Origin of the sequence: Mesorhizobium sp. M7A.F.Ca.CA.002.04.1.1 (genome assembly GCF_004022805.1) — a bacterium.
Taxonomy (GTDB): domain Bacteria; phylum Pseudomonadota; class Alphaproteobacteria; order Rhizobiales; family Rhizobiaceae; genus Mesorhizobium; species Mesorhizobium ciceri.
In genome coordinates, this window is sequence record NZ_RZPL01001293.1 from 1 (window position 1) to 513 (window position 513).

1 pseudogene is annotated in these 513 nt (G+C 69.0%); it reads right to left on the minus strand.

What is annotated here, in order from left to right:
- Window positions 1–513 (minus strand): annotated as a pseudogene (locus ENZ75_RS33860) (hypothetical protein); the annotation flags it as partial.

Consider the following 513-nt stretch of genomic DNA (forward strand, 5'->3'; position numbering starts at 1 on the left):
GATGCGGCCCGCGGCAAAGGCGCCGGCCGCCATCGCAAACCCGCCGTCGCCGCCCGAGCCGCCGACCGACTGCGCGAAGATGCCGATCGACATATCCTTGTCCGTGCTGATCAGGCCTGTGTTTTCGACATAGACCTTCTTGCTCCCGCCGCCCGACGCGCCATCGCCGCCAAGCGAGAAGGACGGCCCGCCAACCGAGACGGCAAATCCGCCTGAGCCGCCACCGCCGCCGATCGACTGCGCCAGGATGCCATGAGACTGGACACCTTCGGTGTGTACCGCCGCGCCATTGGTGACATCGACGGTCCAGCCCGTGCCGCCGCCACCTCCCTTGCCACCGATTGTGACGTTGGCGCCGAGGCCGGCGGAAGCCGTGCCGCCGCCATTGCCGCCGCCGCCGCCGATCGACTGGGCGATGATACCCGTGGAGCGGTCACCAAGCGTGTGAATCAGCCCTGAATTGATGCCGACCGTCACTGCCTTGGCGTCGCTGGCAGTGCCGCCCTCGCCGCC